The 1,485-nt window shown below is 43.8% G+C and carries 1 protein-coding gene; it reads right to left on the bottom strand.

Annotated features, from left to right (window positions below):
• Positions 1-122: 122 nt before the first annotated feature.
• A complete protein-coding gene (locus AEA42_RS05460; protein WP_156312308.1) occupies positions 123-1,346 on the bottom strand; it encodes a methyl-accepting chemotaxis protein in 1,224 nt (407 codons plus the stop codon).
• Positions 1,347-1,485: the final 139 nt, after the last annotated feature.

The following is a 1,485-nucleotide window of genomic DNA, read 5'->3' on the forward strand; positions in this document are numbered from 1 at the left end:
TGGAGGTACTCAGGCGGCCTGATTATCAAATCACGGAGAAAGAATTGCTGGCGGCCTGGGTATTATTCGCCAATCAGTTGCTCAAATATGGCTATGCTATGGCTGATTTATGAGGGGATCCTTCAGCGCTGAATATGCCCTATACTCGTTTGAATTTGCTCTGTCGCTTTATGAGTACGAGTAGATAGATTACGAACTTCATCGGCAACAACTGCAAATCCTCGCCCCTGCTCACCGGCGCGAGCCGCTTCGATTGCAGCATTGAGTGCTAACAAATTCGTTTGATTAGCAATCCCTTGTATTTCAGACATGATAGTGTCTATTCGTTCTGACTCACTGGACAAAGCTACTGCAGAATCAAAAGCTTGTTCAGCTTGGGTCGCTAATGAGGCAACTTCAGTTTCAACATTTTTTAGTTGCTGACTGGTCACCTGACAATGACGACGGGCTTCTTCAATCTGTAGATTACTCGCTTGGATATTACGATTAATTTCTTCTGCTGCGGATGCCATTTCAGTCACCGCAGTAGCAACTTGTTGGATCTGTAGATCTTGGGAGGTGATATCATTGCTCGTGGTAGACATAGACGTACTAATCTGATCCGCAATAGATTTCAATGAATGGGTTGCGTCATCAACTCTTCCTAAAACAGTCCGAATTCGCGCCTGCCCAAGTTTGATATGAAAATCTGCAATACTGTGGGGGGCGTCACCAGAAAAAATCAGCCGGCTAATGCTATCGTAGTCATTCTCTAATCGCTGCAAGTATCTAGGCGTTAAAAATAACTGCTGTCGATTTAAGGCAATGATAGCGAGTAAGGGCAAGATCACTAAGAGTGATTGAGGAAAGGTTAGCCACCAAACACTACAGACAATGGCTATGGATAATAAAAGAAAACTGACTAGATGATTTGATAGTAACTTATTGCCCCAAAATATATTTTTCTTGTTTTCAAGCGCTCTTAACTCCTTATACATCACACTAGCACGCGCTTTATGTTCAGGCGTAGGGCAACAACGGACTGATTGATAACCTGAGATCCGGCCATCCTCATAGATGGGGGTAACATAGGCATCGACCCAATAATAACTACCATCTTTACAACGGTTTTTAACCATGCCACGCCAGGGCTTGCCTTGCTTTAAATGTTTCCATAAATCGGCAAAAGCAGCTTTCGGCATATCTGGATGTCTAACTAAATTATGATGCTGACCAATCATTTCATCGAGTTGGTATCCAGCCACTTGGCAAAAGCCGGGGTTAGCGTAGGTAATTACGCCATTAAGATCGGTTGTGGAAACGAGCTGTAGATCTTCAGAAAATTTGACTTCACTATCTTTAGTCACTACATCCTTGTGTAAATAGCTGTTCCAAATAGTAGATCAAAGGAAGGGAACTCAGTCCTGTTTGAGCGATCTGATCTATCGCCAAACAAACCCACCACTCGCCGAGGACTGAGAATGGCCATCTTACCAGCGTGTTGCC

It is taken from the genome of Shewanella sp. Sh95, assembly GCF_001308045.1.
Taxonomy (GTDB): Bacteria; Pseudomonadota; Gammaproteobacteria; order Enterobacterales; family Shewanellaceae; genus Shewanella; species Shewanella xiamenensis.